The sequence below is a fragment of the Oscillibacter sp. 1-3 genome (assembly GCF_000403435.2).
Lineage (GTDB): Bacteria > Bacillota > Clostridia > Oscillospirales > Oscillospiraceae > Oscillibacter.
On the sequence record NZ_KE159703.1, the window covers coordinates 121646 to 135744 of the forward strand.

Genomic DNA, 14099 nt, shown 5'->3' on the forward strand with positions numbered 1-14099 from the left:
AGGGAGTTTGATATGGCCCTTCATACGAAGGTCAAAGAATATCGGGAAAAAGCGGGATTAAAACAGAGTGAATTGGCAGAATTGGCACATGTAAGACGGGAAACGATTGTACATCTGGAGAATGGAAGATATAACCCGTCGCTGAAGCTGGCAATGGATATTGCAAAGGTTTTCCATGTGGCGGTGGAGAAGCTGTTTGAATTTACAGAGGACTGATTCCGGCGGCAACCGCGGGGAATCCCGCTTCTCCCGTGAATCAACCGTTTCAAAACCGCATGAATCAGCATAGGATTAAGAACCTGTATTCACAACCGGTGAATACAGGTTCTTAGCAGGTTTGCTTATTCGCTTCCGGTGGGAATGTGAAGCCGAATGGGAGCTTCTCCTATTCAATCTCAATATGTACCGACTCATGGAACACCGGATTCACCAGCCCTGGAATGGACACCGCGTCGGTGAAGTGGACTTCCTCCGCAAACTCCCGCATCAGGGAAATAATATAGGGATGGGGCCGCTCGTCCGGCCGCCCCGCCGCCACGCTGACCACAACGGTCTCGGGCTGGAGCATTTTCAGCAGCTTCCGGGTGGTGGAGGACAGGGAGGCGTGGTGAGGGGCCTTGAGTATATCGCAGGGGGCGGCGGAGGCCGTCTCCCACATGTGGGCATAGAAATCGCCTCCCAGGACAATCTCCTTTCCGTGGTAGTACAGCCGCTGGCGGAGGCTGGAGATATTCATGCACTTGGCCCAGTGCAGCAGGTCGTAGCTGTCCCGCTCGCCACGGAAAAGGGCGTCGTAGACCTCCCGCTGACGGCGGTACAGGGCCGCCTCGCCAAAGAGGACGTCCATCGTCAGGCTGTCCGTCAGCTGGAAGCGCTCCATCCGGGTCCCGGGGAGCTCCGTCATCCGCTCCACGTGCCCGGGATTCTCCCGCAGGGCCCCGGCGTACAGGTCCAGGCACCGGACGGCGTTCCGAGCCGCCTTGGGCAGGCCGTTGTCCCCGTCCGGCTCCAGGGGGCCCGCGCCGGTGGGCGGGACATAGGTGGCCAGCAGCTCACCGACTGTCACGCTCTCCAGCACCCGGCTCAGGCCGCCGATGTGGTCCCGGTGGAAATGGGTCAGCAGTACTTTGTCCAGGCGGGCGACACCCTGCTTTTTCAGAAAATCCCCAGCGTAGATCCGCCGGGAGCGGGGGTCCAGCTCCCCCGGGTGGTCGTCCCGCACAAGGCTGTCGTGCCCGCAGTCCACCAGCATGGCGAATTTCTGTGCGCCGCCCTCAATCTCCCGTATCAGGGCAGAGTCGCCGTTGCCCACATTGATAAAGTCCAAAACCAGCATTGCCCGTCCCCCTCTGATTTGATTGCTAACAGGATAGCACAGTTGGCTGTCTCCGGCAACTAAAAAAAGTTCTGGAGGATGCCAAATTTTTGTCCTGTATTTTGGCAGGCTGTCTTTGCAGGGGGGCTTTGGCAGAGCTGGCGGACAGAAAAAGAGGGGCTTTGCCCCTCTTTTCTCCTACAGCCGCCGCAGGGCGTCCACCAGAGCGGTCTTGCTCTCCGTCTTTTCATCCTTGATCTTGATGACCCGGGCGGGGCAGCCGGCCACTACGGCGTTCTCCGGCACGTCCTCCACCACCACAGCCCCGGCGGCCACCACGGCGTTGGCGCCCACATGGACGCCCTCGATGACCACGGCGTTGGCGCCCACCAGGACGCCGTCCTCCACCACCACCGGCACGGCGGAGGCGGGCTCCACCACGCCGGCCAGCACCGCGCCGGCGCCGATGTGGCAGCGGGCCCCCACGGTAGCCCGTCCTCCCAGGACGGCTCCCATGTCGATCATGGTGCCCGGGCCCACCACAGCGCCGATATTGATGACGGCCCCCATCATGATGACGGCTCCCTCCCCGATCTCCACCTTCTCCCGGATGACGGCGCCGGGCTCGATTCGGGCTTTCACTGTCCGCAGGTCCAGCAGGGGCACGCCGGAGTTGCGGCGGTCATACTCCACCTCATAGTCCCCGATGTTTCCGGCGTTGGCCTCCAGCACAGCGGAGAGCTCCGCCCAGTCGCCGAAGACGATAAAGCTGTTTCCCTGGCCAAAGACCCTGGCGGAGCCGAAGTCCACCGGGCCCAGGGTGTTGACGTAGAGCTTTACCGGTGTTTTCTTCTCCGAGGCGGCGATATAGTTAATAATCTCCTGCGCGTCCATAAAACCTCCTTGTTTGAATGAGAGCAATCTCTCTAAATACTGAGAAGAGTTCGGCGGTTTGAGGATCGGATGGCTGCGCTGCCGGCCTTGACGGGCGTCAGCCTGCCTGCGGCCTTCGCCTTGCCCTGCGATCCTCGTCCCTGCCGCCTCTTTACTATTTCCGGTCTGGAGTCTGTTTTCAAACCGGCGGAATGAATTGAAATGCGGCTGCCGGGCGATGTTTTTTCAGCGCGGGGCCGGACACCGGAATTCCTCATGCCCGATTCCGACGTTTTCTCAAGCGCTCTCTCCGAACAGGATCTTTTGCAGATCATAGATCCCGTTGGGCCTTCCCGGCAGAAGCCGGGCCATATGCAGCGCACCGTTGACGAAGATCTGGCGGCTGGCGGCCCGGTGGGTGATCTCCAGCTCCTCGTCGGGGCCCAGGAAGTGGACCGTATGGGTTCCCGCCACAGTGCCGCCCCGGAGGGAGTGGATGCCGATCTCGCCCTTTCCCCGTTTTCCGGTGGTCCCCCCCCGGCTGCAGACCGCTTCCATGGCCCCGGCGGGGTCGATGGCCTCCAGCAGCAGCTTCGCCGAACCGCTGGGGGCGTCCTCCTTCTGATTGTGATGGGTCTCGGTAATCTCAATGTCAAAATCCGGCTTCAATACGCCGCAGACCTCCCGGAGGGCCCGGACAAACACTGCCATGCCCAGGGAGAAGTTGGCCGCCCACAGCACTGGGGCCGCCTCTCCCAGGGCCTCCAGACGCTCCCGGTCCGCTGGGGTAAAGCCCGTGGTGCCGGAGAGCAGGGGCGTGCCTGTGCGCCGGACATAGGCGCAGATCTCCGGAAGGGCCTCCGGGCGGGAGAAGTCCATCACCACGTCCGCCGTCCGGCCCATGCGGCCCAGGCTGTCCAGGCCGTTCCGGCCCAGGGCGGCCACGACCTCGTCCCCGGCGGCCGCGGCGGTCTCCTGAATGAGGCGGCCCATTTTGCCCCGGCCGATCAGCAGAATTTTCACAACAGTCCCGCCTCCTCCAGAGATCTTTTCAGCTTCGCCGTGTGCTCCTCACTCATCTCGCACAGGGGCAGCCGCAGGGGGCCCGCGTTCAGGCCCATCATGTTCATGGCGGTCTTCACCGGGATGGGGTTCACCTCTATGAACAAATCGTTCATCAGCTCCAGGTATTTCAGCTGATTTTCCGCCGCCCGGGCCCGGTTCCCGTTCAGGTAGTCCGCCACAATCTGGTGGCACATGGCGGGCATCACGTTGGCGTAGACGGAGATGACGCCGCTGGCCCCTATGCTCAGCAGGGGGACGGTGATGTCGTCGTTGCCGGACCAGAGGGCGAAGTCCGGCCCTGCCAGGCGGGCGAGCTTCATGGCGTAGGACATGTCGCCGCTGGCCTCCTTGATGCCGCAGATATTGGGGTGCTTTGCCAGCCGCTCCACCACGGACAAAGGGATGGAACAGCCGGTGCGGCCCGGCACGTTGTAAAGAAGGCACGGGATGTGTACCGCGTCCGCTGCCGAGGCAAAGTGGCGGTACATCCCCTCCGGGTTGGCCTTGTTGTAGTAGGGGGCGATCAGCAGCAGGGCGTCCGCGCCCATATCCTGGTACTCCACGCTCTTCTCCAGCTGGGTGGCGGTGCAGTTGGAGCCGCTGCCCACGATGACGGGCACCCGGCCGTCCACCACCTTGATGGTGTGGGCCACCACGGTGGCGTCCTCCTCATGGGTCATGGTGGAGTACTCGCCGGTGGTGCCAAGAGTCAAAATGGCGTCGGTGCCCGCCTGGATCTGGCGCTCCAGCAGCTGGGTCAGCGCCTCAAAGTTGACGCTGCCGCCGGCATGGTACGGGGTGACCATGGCGACGATGGAGCCTGTGACGTTTTCAAATTTCATGTCTTTCATCCTCCGCACGCTTCCGCATTGGGCATAATAAAATGCCGGTAGAGGCGCGCCTCTGCCGACAGTCCGGCGTCCGTTCCCATTTCGGCGGCACGGGGAGGGCGCAAAACGCTCCCGTCAGACGACAGTCGTTTTCCAGGGGCGGGCAGGGCCGAAGTCCCCATGGAACACTACGCCGTTTGGCGGAAAATTATGCGCCGGCCCCAAAGCGGCCGGATTTGGAACAGACCCGCTCCACGCCGGCTTCTATCCGGTGCGGAGTGCCCTGTAAGCGGATAGCGCTCCCGCAGGCAAGCCCGCGGACAGTCCCGGGAGTATTTCTCACGGGCCCACCCTCCGCCCGCGCCCGGACGGGGAGTTCGGCGGATCTGCCCCCGCCGCGTTCCTCGCCTGCCGGCTCCCGCGACTTCATCGTCTCCGCGCCTCTATCTCATTTTTCGCTATGATACCAGATTCCGCCCAGCGGATACAAGAGGTCTTTTCGCAAAAATGCGCATTTCCGCCGGGCCAATTTTGTGGAAAGTGACAAAATCCGCCCCGCGGCCTGTTCGCGGAGACAGCGGCGTGGTATTATCAAGGCGCCTGAAATCGACTGGGGAACGGAGGAAAAAGCAATGCTGGAGGCATGGAACAGCGGGGAAGAGCTGACGATACAGGTCTTTGGAAAAGAGACGGAGGTCTCTGTCTTTTCCGTGGGGGACAACTGCTTTGATGAAAACGGGGATTACAGAGAAGAGGGCTTCCCCCTGAACCGGGAGGAGCTGGACTGCCTGAACTGGTTTTTGGAGCATGCGGTCATCTCGGACTACCGGAAAGAAATTGCCGACTACTGCAATGAGATGTACGCGGGGACAGGCCGGCTCCCCGTCGCGGAATCAGACTTGGAACAGGAGATCCAAATCACCGGCATTGCCGTGAACATCAGCGAGGTCACGCAGAGCGGGGACGGGTCCCTGGTCTATCCCGAGATCTCCTTCATGGGCGAGTGCGAGTGCGATCCGGAGCACGGCATCTGCATCGGCTTTCGGGATCAAAAATTCCTGGGCATCCACGCCCAGGACTGGACGCTGTAACGAACAAGGAGGAACCCGCCATGCTGCCTGTTGTCGCGTACCGCCGTGCGCTGCACCGGATTCCGGAGCTGGATGACCGGCTGCCGGAGACCTGCGCCTATGTCCGCTCCGTTCTGGAGCCCCTGGGCTGCCGGATCACCGCCCCCATTCCCGGCGGCCTCTGCGCCTTTTTCGACGCGGGAAAACCGGAGACCGCCGCCTTCCGGGCGGACATGGACGCCCTGCCGGTGACGGAGGCATCCGGTCTGCCCTATGCATCCGTCCACCCGGGGCAGATGCACGCCTGCGGCCACGACGGCCACACCGCCCTGGCCCTGGGACTGGCGGAATACGCCGCCGCCCGTCTGGCGGACCTGCCCCGGAACGCCCTCTTTCTCTTCCAGCCCGCCGAGGAGACCACCGGCGGGGCGGAGCGGCTCTGTGAGACCGGGATTTTGGAGGAGCTCCATGTGACAAGGGTCTTTGGGCTGCATCTCTGGCCGGGACTGGCCCGGGGGCTGGTTTTCTCCCGCCCGGGTCCCCTGATGGCCCGCTCCAGCGAGGTGACTGTCACCGTCACTGGGAAGAGCGTCCATCTCAGCCGGGCGGCGGAGGGCCGGGACGCCCTGACCGCCGGGGCGGAGTACCTCCGCCGGGCCTATGCCGCGGCGGACGCTCTGCCGCCGGAGGAGCCCCGGGTGCTGCGGTTTGGAAAGATGGTCTCCGGCTCGGTGCGCAACGCCGTCAGCGGAAGAACCGTGCTGGAGGGGAGCCTGCGGACCTACCGGGAGGAGACTCACAGCCTTTGCCGGGAGAGCCTGGAGTCCCTGGGCCGGGAACTTGAGCGGGAGACGGGTTGTACCGTGGAGGTCCGCCTCAGCCAGGGGTATCCGGCGGTGTGGAACCACGAGGGGCTGTATGAGGCCGTCTGCCACCGTCTGGGGGCGGACGCCCCCATCCCTCTGGACGCTCCGGTTCTGGCGGCGGAGGACTTCTCGTTCTATCAACGGCGGGTCCCGGGGGTGTTTTTCTTCCTGGGCACAGGAGACACGCCGGAGCTCCACGCGCCGGAGTTTTGCTTTGACGACGAGGCGGTGCTCCCGGCGGGGCTGGAATTTTTGAAAAAGCTCCTCATGATGGAATAGACGAACCCGGGAGGCGCGGCCTCCCGGGCTTTTTACAGCGTTTTCAGAAATCTCTCCATCCGGTCCAGGCCCTCCTGCAGCGCCTCGTCCCCGTAGCAGCAGGAGATCCGGACGAACCCCTCCGCGCCGAAGTACGTCCCGGGGAGGACCCCCACGAATCCCTCGCTCAGCATCCGCCTGCAGAAGGTCTCAGAATCCATGCCGTACTTTTGGATGCTGGGAAAGACGTAAAAGGCCCCCTCCGGCTCTGTGGCCTCCAGTCCCATGGCGGCAAGGCGGGCGCACACGTAGTCCCGGCGCTTTTGAAACAGAGCCCGCATGGGGGCGGGGTCCGTCTCCAGGGCTGTGACGCAGGCCCGCTGAACAAAGGAGGGGACAGACACGACGGCGTACTGGTGAAAGACCTGCATTTTCTCCTTGACAGGCCGCTCCGCCATGCACCAGCCCACCCGCCAGCCGGTCATGGCCCAGGGCTTGGAAAAGCTGTTGACCACAATCACCCGATCCCGCATGTCCGAAAACTCGGCGAAGCTGTGGTAGTCTTTTGTATAGGTCAGCTCCCGGTACACGTCGTCGCAGAGGACAAAAACCGGTTTGTCCCGCAAGACCTCATGGACCACCTCCAGGGTCTCTCGGGTATAGACACAGCCGGTGGGGTTGTTGGGGGAGGTGAGCACCAGCGCCTTGGTCCTGGGGGTGACGGCCGCCGCCAGAGCCGCGGGATCGATCTGAAAGCCGCTGTTCTCCGTAGGCAGGGCCGCGGGCACGCCCCGGCACAGGGCGGCAGCGGAGGCATACAGGCTGAAAGCCGGAGTGGGGATGACGACCTCGTCCCCAGGGTTCAAAATGGCGGCCAGGGCAATGAAGATGGCCTCGGTGGCCCCGGCGGTGACGATGATCTCGTCAGGGGCGTAACGGAGGCCGTGGGCCCGTTCCTCGTATCGGGACAGGGCCTCCAGCAGATAGGGCTGGCCGTTATTGGGCGGGTAATGGGTGTCTCCCTCCGCCAGGGAGGCTCTGGCGGCCTCCCGAATGGGGGCCGGGGTGTCCAGGTCCGGCTCGCCGATGGTGAGGGCGCAGGCCCCGGGGGTGGCCCGGGCCAGGGCGGTAAAGCGGCGGATGCCGGAGGTCTCCACGCCGGAGAGGGCGGCGTTCAGTGTCAGTTCCATAAAGTCCACGCTCCTTTTTTTACGGGGACAGTATAGCGGGCGGAGAGGCGGTTGTCAACGTTAAGGTCAGAAGCCGTATTCTTGGGCGGGGAGCGCTGGTAATCCAGGCGTTGTTTGAAAAATGTCAAAACGCCCAAGCGGCGAGAGATTTTTCCGCCGCTGCGCATTTCGCCATTGATTAAACAAGGCCTAATTCCAATTGTACGTTGCCCCTTGAGCCGGATTGCGATAAGGTTAGGGCAATAAAACGCAATTTACGGAGGCGGCTCATATGAAGATAACATTACCGATCATACTGGTATTAATAGGCGCTGTAGAAATTATTGCAGCAGTGATGGATCCCAATATGCCGATAATGATTGGAATTGTATTGGGGATTATTTTTATTGGACTAGGTGTCAAAGCGCTGCTTGATGCTGGTAAAAGGAAGCAGTGCAGAAAAACGTGATGCAGGTTTCGATTTATCGGGCAGTGGCTCCTGCAGTCATTTGAGAGATTATGTCCCTGCAGGGAGTGTCCCTTGGGTAGTCCACCTCCCCATAATTTCCAGTCTGGAATTTATGGAACAAGGACTTGAGTGATCTTTTTGAACGGGAGAAAGAGCCCCGGCTTTCGCCGGGGCCCCGCTGCGCCTGTCTAATTTTCGGTTTCCAGAAATTCCGCTCCCTCTGACTGAGAAGCCAGGTCCTCCCCGCGGGGTACGTCCTGTATAAACGGCTCGGTCAGCGGTGCGGTTTGCGTCTCCAGCAACTTTACGTCAAAGGCGGGCAGAGCCACGCCTCCGGCTGCCGGATAGTAGGAGATCTCCACACGGTCGCCCGCGTTCAGCAGCACCGCCAGGGGCACATCGCTGGCACTGACCAGGAAATAGTCCCTGCCGCCCTCCAGCAGGATGAAATACTGGGTGGTGCCGTTTATGACGGCGGAGCGGATGTCGGTGATCTCGCCGGTGGCCGTGTCCGTGAGGACGTCCTCCGCGTTGGGCGCGTCAATGTCCGCCTCCCCCGCGTCAATCAGTCCCCGGTTGGCCAGGGTCTGGCGGTAGTTGATCTCGCACTCCGCCACAGTTCCGCCGGTGGACACGATGTCGTACTGCTGGACGTTGACCATGGCGTACATCTTCACCAGGCCGTCCTGGCCCTTCAAGGTCATGAAGTAGGTGGGCTGGTCGGCGATGTTCAGCAGCAGGGGGAAGGTGGCCTCGTAGCGCATCTGCTGGACCTGGCTCTGGGCGGAGGCCATGGCGGAGTACTCCTCCGCGCCGGCGATGGAATAGAACCGGGTCTCCTTGGTCCGCTGGTTGGAGAGGATGAAGCCGATGTTGGACTCATCGGAGGTGACGGAGGTGACGCCGGTGTACATATACACGTCGTCCCCGATGGCGATATAGTTGTAGCCGTCGGTGGTCACCGTCACGTCCCGCTGGCCGAACATGGAGTTGATGAAGCCGTTGTGGTACATGCCGTAGTAGTCGTACTGCTGGAGGATGATGTCGGCGGAGTACACCCGGTCCACCCAGCTGGGCACCTGCTCGTGGTACTGGCACTCGCCGGTAACGGCATTCACCAGCACGGCCCCCTTCACGTCCGTGCCGCCGAAGAGGCCGATGGTCTTCACGATCCGGGAGCAAACCCAGTAAGGGGTGCCCGCCTCGTCAATCTCGAAGAAGGGCTCGTCGAACATCATGGTGGGGTAGTGGAACCGCAGGTGGCGGTATAGGTTGCGGCCGAAGTGCTCGGCCACGGTGTACTTCATGCCCTCCTCCAGGCGGACCACCTCCGCCTCCTGGGTCACCATGTCCACGATGATATAGGCCGGCAGGCCGCCGGAGCGGTTGGTGAACCACTTGACAAGGTCCCCGTACTGCAGGGAGGTGACTCGGACAGGGCGGCCCTGGTAGTTGATCTGGGTGTAGGTGGGCAGAATCTCAAACTGGGACACCATGTCCGCCAGCTCGCCCAGCTTCCGCGTGCCCAGGCGGGAGGCGGAGTCCGCGTCCAGCATGGGGATCTGGTCGTAGCTGATCTCCTCCACCTCTGCGGTGAAGTTGCCGCTCTCCAGGGGCAAAAGCCTGCTGTACGCCCCCGCCCGCAGCACCACCCAACTGGTGAGGGAGCCGACGGCAATGGCGGCGATCAGAGCCAGGACCACCAGGAACGGCAGGGCGCACTGCTTCTTCACAAAGCCGAAGTACCCCTTGATCCCCTCCCCCTGGAAGCCGGAGGTGAATACGGCGCACACGCAGTACACCGCGCACAGCAAAAAGATGAAGACGTAGAACTCCTCAGCGTGGGGATTCAGGGCGGGAAGCTCCAGGTAGAAGTACACCGCGCCGAACGCCAGCGTCACCGCAATGTTCAGAAGGGTCCGGGTGAAGGCGTTTCCGATGGCCTTACGGGGCTTGCGGGGCCTGGACTGAGGCGGAGTAAAGCCGCCGCTCTGGGCGCCGCCGGGGTTGAAGCCGCCGCCGAAGGCGCTGGGGTCAAAGTTAAATGAAAATGGCATATCGTCGCTCCTTTTTCTCTCTGTTCATGCGATTGAATGTTATGATACAGGAAAAGTATGAACAAATCAAGTTTTCCCTATGATACAGAAAATTTGCCAACGCCGGAAAATATGATATAATCCATGCAATATGCGGAGGTTTTTTTCGTGAAGAAGGGAAAAGGAGGTGCGGAACATAGAGGACGCGCAGATCGTGGCCCTGTACTGGGACCGGGACGAGGCCGCGCTGGCGGAGAGTGAGCGGAAATACGGCGGCTACTGCCGCGCCATCGCCCTGGGGATTCTGGAGAGCCGGGAGGACGCGGCGGAGTGCGTCAACGACACCTGGCTCCGGGCCTGGGAGGCCATGCCGCCCCGCCGTCCGGCCCGGCTGGATACCTTCCTGGGAAAGCTGACCCGCAACCTCTCCCTGGACCGCTGGCGGGCCCTGCGGGCCCGGAAGCGGGGCGGCGGACAGACGGAGCTGGCCCTCAGCGAGCTGGAGGAGTGCCTCCCCGCCGCCGGCCGCCCGGAGCGGGAGGTGGAGGCCCAGGCCCTGGCGGAGAGCCTGAACCGCTTTCTGGAGGCCCTGCCCCGGGAGAAGCGGGTGCTGTTCGTCCAGCGGTACTGGTATTTCCGCTCCGTGGAGGAGCTGGCGGCGATGCACGGGATGCGGAAGAACACCGCGGCCTCCACCCTCTTCCGCCTGCGTGAGCAGCTGCGGCAGCACCTGGAAAAGGAGGGGTTCACAGTATGAGCGCAGAGCGGCTTTTATACGCCATAGGGGATATTCAGGAGGAGTTCATCCGGGAGGCCGCGCCGGGGTATGCAGTGTCCCGCCGCCGGAGCTGGCCCTGGGCGGCGGCCCTGGCCGCGTGCCTTGCGCTGGTGCTGCTGATCGCCAGGGCCTGGCTCTCTCCCGCGTATGACCGGCCCGCGGGAAACAATGCCCAGGCGGACAGCTCTCCGCCTGCGGAAAACGGCCTCTTTGCGGACAGCGAGACGCCGCCTGCCGCCGGGGTGGATGATCCGGGATGCTCCGGCGACTGGGCGCCCAGCCTGACGGTGGACGGCGTGACCTATGTGGTCTCCAGCCACGGCATCTCCGCGGAATGCCCGGAGGGCTTTGCCTATGCCGGGGAGACTGCCGTCAGCGGTCACGATGACCTCCTCCCCTATTACATCAACCCGGAGCGCCCGGAGTGGGTGTATGTCTATCAGGAGTGCTGCGACCAGCAGACGCAGGAATCCTACATGGGCTACGTCCGCTATGTGGAATCGGTTTTGCAGGGACTGACGCTGCTGCGGTATCAGGGAGAGGTCTACGTCTATCTGAACGACACCTATTACCTCCCCTATTACACCGAAGTGGCCCCGGAGGATCAGGCCCGGTACGACGCCGTGCCCTATGACTGCGTCCTCCAGGAGCTCCCGGCGGGCTTTGAGCCGGTGGGGAAGACGGTGTACGACGGGCAAGACCTCGTCCCCACCTCGGAGCTGGGCAGCAACCGCCTGCCGGAGCAGCAGGTGCTGGCCAACCCGGCGGAGCCGGACATCCTGCTGCGGCGCTACTACCCAAACGGATTGTCCGGACCGGCGTACTGGGTGTTCGTGCGGTATCAGTAAAACAGGGGCCGGAGGCTTGCGCCTCCGGCCCTTTCACTTATTTCGTCACCAGGAGCCTCTCGTCCTCCACAGTGAGCTTCGCCGTGTCCCCGGCCTTCAACGTGCCTTCCAGGAGCTTTTCGGCCACGGTGTCCTCCACCCTGCTCTGGATGGCCCGCCGCAGGGGGCGTGCGCCGTACTTGGGATCGAAGCCCTCCCGGGCCAGCTCCGCCACGGCCTCCTCGCTGGCGTCCAGGTGGACGCCCATGGCCTCCATCCGGGCGGAGACGGTGCGCAGCATCCTGCGGGCCACCTCCCGAATGTCCTCCTCCGTGAGAGAGCGGAAGACGATGATATCGTCGATCCGGTTCAAAAACTCCGGGCGGAATGTCTGCCGCAGCTCCCCCAGCACCGCCTCCCGGGCCTGCTGGAACTGGCGCTCCGCGTCCTGGGCCTCGTCCTCCGCGCCGGTGGAGAAGCCCAGCTTTCCGCCGGCGGCGGTGAGGCGTTTTGCGCCGATGTTGCTGGTCATGACGATCACCGTGTTCTTGAAATCCACGGTGCGGCCCTGGGAGTCGGTGATGCGGCCGTCGTCCAGGATCTGGAGCAGTACGTTCCACACGTCCTCGTGGGCCTTTTCAATCTCGTCGAAGAGGATCACGGAGTAGGGCTTGCGGCGGACCTTCTCCGTCAGCTGGCCGCCCTCCTCGTGGCCCACGTAGCCCGGGGGGGAGCCGATGAGGCGGGAGACGGTGTGCCGCTCCATATACTCGGACATGTCGATGCGGATCATGGCGGCCTCGTCGCCGAACATGGCCTCCGCCAGGGACTTGCAAAGCTCCGTTTTGCCCACGCCGGTGGGTCCCAGGAAGAGGAAGGAGCCGGTGGGGCGCTTGGGGTCCTTCAGCCCCACCCGGCCCCGGCGGATGGCCCGGGCCACGGCCTGGACGGCCTCGTCCTGGCCCACCACCCGCTCGTGGAGCGTCTCCTCCATCCGAAGAAGCCGGGCCCCCTCGTCCTCGGTCATCCGGGTGACGGGGATGCCGGTCCAGCCGGAGACCACGGCGGCAATGTCCTCGGCGGTGACGGGGCGGTGCTCCGCGGTGTTCTTTTTGCGCTTGTCCCGCTCCATGTCCACCTGCTCCTGGTAGTTCCGCTCAATGTCCCGCAGCTGGGCGGCGGTCTCATAGTCCTGCCGCGCGATGGCGGCCTCCTTGTCCTTTGTCAGGGCGGCGATTTTCTCCTCCAGGCTCTTGAGCTCCTCGGAGGGCTCCTCCGTCTCCATCCGCACCCGGCTGGCGGCCTCGTCCATCAGGTCGATGGCCTTGTCCGGCAGGAAGCGGTCGTTGATATACCGGGCGGAGAGGTTTACGGCGGCGTCCAGGGCCTCGTCGGTGATCTGGAGCTTGTGGTGCTGCTCGTACTTCTCCCGCAGACCCTTCAAAATCTCCAGAGAGGCCTCCCGGCTGGGCTCGCCCACCTGCACCGGCTGGAAGCGGCGCTCCAGGGCGGCGTCCTTCTCGATATACTTGCGGTACTCGTTCAGCGTGGTGGCGCCGATGACCCGGATCTCTCCCCGGCCCAGGGCGGGCTTGATGATGTTGGCGGCATCCACGGCGCCCTCGGCGCTGCCGGCGCCCACAATGGTGTGGAGCTCGTCAATGAAAAGGATCACGTCACCGGAGCGCCGGACCTCCTCCAGTGTCTTTTTGATGCGCTCTTCAAATTCGCCCCGGTACTTGGTACCCGCCACCATGCCGGAAAGGTCCAGGGAGAGGATGCGCTTGTCCAGCAGGTCCTCGGGCACGTCCCCCAGGACGATCTTCCGGGCCAGGCCCTCCGCCAGGGCGGTCTTGCCCACGCCGGGCTCGCCGATGAGGCAGGGGTTGTTCTTGGTGCGGCGGGAGAGAATCTGGATCATCCGCTGGATCTCGTCGTCCCGTCCGATCACCGGGTCCAGGCGGCCCGCCCGGGCGTCGGCGGTCAGATCCCGGGTGAACTCCCGCAGGTTCTTCCCCTTCTCCTCCCGGGGGGCCGCGGCGCCCCGGGCCTCTCCGGTCTTGCTCCGGGGCTGGTCGCTGAGCTTGCGCATCAGGGCGCTGTATAGATTCCGGGCGTCCACCCCGGCGGTGCGCAGAATACGGACGGCCATGTTGTTGCCCTCCCGCAGGATGCCCGCCAGCAGGTGCTCCGTGCCGATATAATTGCAGCCGCCCCGGATGGAGTCCTCCATGGCGATCTCCACCACCCGCTTGGCCCGGGGGGTAAGGCCCTGGGCGGGGTTGCCGCCGGGCAGGCCCGCGCCCACGCTCTTTTTGATAATCTCCACCACCATGCCGGCGGTGAGGCCCGCCTCGGTGAGAACGTCGTGGGCCACGCCGTCCTCCTCCCGCAGGAGGCCCAGCAGCAAATGCTCCGTGCCCACGTACCCGTGGCCCAGGTCTCCCGCCGCCTCCTGGCTCAGACGCAGGGCTGTCTCGGCCCTGGGGGTAAATTTATTCTCATTCATGATCTTTGATCTTCCTTTCCTCCGTTGCGGAGCG

At 63.5% G+C, this 14099-nt stretch carries 13 protein-coding genes and 1 riboswitch; of the genes, 6 read left to right on the forward strand and 7 right to left on the reverse strand.

Translation table 11 applies throughout. The features are described 5' to 3' along the window. The first annotated feature begins 12 nt into the window (after positions 1-12). Positions 13-216, forward strand: a complete 204-nt coding sequence (locus C816_RS00635) for a helix-turn-helix transcriptional regulator (protein WP_016320462.1) — start codon at positions 13-15, stop codon at positions 214-216. Positions 217-385: 169 nt separating this feature from the next. On the opposite strand, the gene C816_RS00640 is transcribed toward C816_RS00635, so the two are convergent. The 4 genes from C816_RS00640 to dapA all read right to left on the reverse strand — a co-directional run bounded on the left by C816_RS00640 (position 386) and on the right by dapA (position 4095). Then, a complete protein-coding gene (locus tag C816_RS00640) occupies positions 386-1336 on the reverse strand; it encodes a ComEC/Rec2 family competence protein (RefSeq protein WP_016320463.1) in 951 nt (316 codons plus the stop codon). Positions 1337-1513: 177 nt separating this feature from the next. After that, positions 1514-2209, reverse strand: a complete 696-nt coding sequence (gene dapD / locus C816_RS00645) for a 2,3,4,5-tetrahydropyridine-2,6-dicarboxylate N-acetyltransferase (protein WP_016320464.1) — start codon at positions 2207-2209, stop codon at positions 1514-1516. 276 nt (positions 2210-2485) lie between these two features. Further along, positions 2486-3211, reverse strand: a complete 726-nt coding sequence (gene dapB, locus C816_RS00650; protein ID WP_016320465.1) for a 4-hydroxy-tetrahydrodipicolinate reductase — start codon at positions 3209-3211, stop codon at positions 2486-2488. Next, positions 3208-4095, reverse strand: coding sequence for a 4-hydroxy-tetrahydrodipicolinate synthase (gene dapA / locus C816_RS00655; protein WP_016320466.1), 888 nt, complete (start codon positions 4093-4095; stop codon positions 3208-3210). Before dapA ends, dapB begins: the two co-directional genes overlap by 4 nt. 274 nt (positions 4096-4369) lie before the next feature. Further along, positions 4370-4537, reverse strand: a riboswitch (Lysine riboswitch). A gap of 79 nt (positions 4538-4616) precedes the next feature. On the opposite strand from dapA, the gene C816_RS00660 reads away from it, so the two are divergent. Next, positions 4617-5174 (forward strand): DUF6985 domain-containing protein, encoded by a 558-nt coding sequence (locus C816_RS00660; RefSeq protein ID WP_207636871.1) that lies wholly within the window; start codon positions 4617-4619, stop codon positions 5172-5174. Positions 5175-5194: 20 nt separating this feature from the next. Further along, complete coding sequence (locus C816_RS00665; protein WP_016320469.1) at positions 5195-6298, forward strand: M20 metallopeptidase family protein; 1104 nt, start codon at positions 5195-5197, stop codon at positions 6296-6298. A gap of 32 nt (positions 6299-6330) precedes the next feature. On the opposite strand, the gene C816_RS00670 is transcribed toward C816_RS00665, so the two are convergent. After that, positions 6331-7467, reverse strand: coding sequence for a pyridoxal phosphate-dependent aminotransferase (locus tag C816_RS00670; protein ID WP_016320470.1), 1137 nt, complete (start codon positions 7465-7467; stop codon positions 6331-6333). Positions 7468-7738: 271 nt separating this feature from the next. On the opposite strand from C816_RS00670, the gene C816_RS23310 reads away from it, so the two are divergent. Beyond that, positions 7739-7915, forward strand: coding sequence for a hypothetical protein (locus C816_RS23310; protein WP_016320471.1), 177 nt, complete (start codon positions 7739-7741; stop codon positions 7913-7915). 188 nt (positions 7916-8103) lie between these two features. On the opposite strand, the gene C816_RS00675 is transcribed toward C816_RS23310, so the two are convergent. Beyond that, the gene (locus C816_RS00675) at positions 8104-9972 is read right to left on the reverse strand and encodes a hypothetical protein (protein WP_016320472.1); all 1869 of its coding nucleotides are present in this window, start codon (positions 9970-9972) and stop codon (positions 8104-8106) included. 166 nt (positions 9973-10138) lie between these two features. Between C816_RS00675 and C816_RS00680 the strand changes: the two genes are divergently transcribed. Together C816_RS00680 and C816_RS00685 are read left to right on the forward strand one after the other, a co-directional pair. Continuing rightward, positions 10139-10708 carry an RNA polymerase sigma factor gene (locus C816_RS00680; protein WP_016320473.1) on the forward strand — a complete coding sequence of 190 codons (570 nt, stop codon included), beginning with the start codon at positions 10139-10141 and terminating at the stop codon, positions 10706-10708. Then, positions 10705-11577, forward strand: coding sequence for a hypothetical protein (locus C816_RS00685; RefSeq protein ID WP_016320474.1), 873 nt, complete (start codon positions 10705-10707; stop codon positions 11575-11577). Before C816_RS00680 ends, C816_RS00685 begins: the two co-directional genes overlap by 4 nt. 37 nt (positions 11578-11614) lie before the next feature. Here C816_RS00685 and C816_RS00690 read toward each other — a convergent pair whose 3' ends face one another. Continuing rightward, the gene (locus tag C816_RS00690; RefSeq protein ID WP_016320475.1) at positions 11615-14065 is read right to left on the reverse strand and encodes an ATP-dependent Clp protease ATP-binding subunit; all 2451 of its coding nucleotides are present in this window, start codon (positions 14063-14065) and stop codon (positions 11615-11617) included. Positions 14066-14099: the final 34 nt, after the last annotated feature.

Coding starts and splice junctions, on each gene's coding strand:
- C816_RS00635 (WP_016320462.1), top strand. CDS start 13: ATGGCCCTTCATACGAAGGTCAAAGAATATCGGGAAAAAGCGGGATTA.
- C816_RS00640 (WP_016320463.1), bottom strand. CDS start 1,336: ATGCTGGTTTTGGACTTTATCAATGTGGGCAACGGCGACTCTGCCCTG.
- dapD (WP_016320464.1), bottom strand. CDS start 2,209: ATGGACGCGCAGGAGATTATTAACTATATCGCCGCCTCGGAGAAGAAA.
- dapA (WP_016320466.1), bottom strand. CDS start 4,095: ATGAAATTTGAAAACGTCACAGGCTCCATCGTCGCCATGGTCACCCCG.
- C816_RS00665 (WP_016320469.1), top strand. CDS start 5,195: ATGCTGCCTGTTGTCGCGTACCGCCGTGCGCTGCACCGGATTCCGGAG.
- C816_RS00670 (WP_016320470.1), bottom strand. CDS start 7,467: ATGGAACTGACACTGAACGCCGCCCTCTCCGGCGTGGAGACCTCCGGC.
- C816_RS23310 (WP_016320471.1), top strand. CDS start 7,739: ATGAAGATAACATTACCGATCATACTGGTATTAATAGGCGCTGTAGAA.
- C816_RS00675 (WP_016320472.1), bottom strand. CDS start 9,972: ATGCCATTTTCATTTAACTTTGACCCCAGCGCCTTCGGCGGCGGCTTC.
- C816_RS00685 (WP_016320474.1), top strand. CDS start 10,705: ATGAGCGCAGAGCGGCTTTTATACGCCATAGGGGATATTCAGGAGGAG.
- C816_RS00690 (WP_016320475.1), bottom strand. CDS start 14,065: ATGAATGAGAATAAATTTACCCCCAGGGCCGAGACAGCCCTGCGTCTG.